The following is a 207-nucleotide window of genomic DNA, read 5'->3' as shown; positions in this document are numbered from 1 at the left end:
ACCATTAAATCAACAAAAATTTTTACCTCATATTGATTTGACTGCTATTTTTGCTATTAATAGCCAGAATTGCAGTGCTTTTATATCTGTGTGTAGTGAGGTTACTATGTCATTCGGTCAGCCTTGTGATGAGTTTCCCCTGAGTTCGCTGCCTCCACTCATTCGTGATGCCGTTATTGAAGCTCAGCAAATTACGCAGGCTCCCCT

1 protein-coding gene is annotated in these 207 nt (G+C 40.6%); it reads left to right on the top strand.

What is annotated here, in order from left to right:
- Nucleotides 1-207 (top strand): hypothetical protein (locus E0D98_RS27775; RefSeq protein WP_240723804.1); only part of this gene is annotated, 207 nt, incomplete at both ends.

The sequence above is a fragment of the Escherichia sp. KCJ4928 genome, assembly GCF_004352695.1.
Classification (GTDB): domain Bacteria; phylum Pseudomonadota; class Gammaproteobacteria; order Enterobacterales; family Enterobacteriaceae; genus ECMA0423.
The sequence above is the reverse complement of the archived record's forward strand: the minus strand, read 5'-3'. Positions and strand labels throughout refer to the sequence as shown.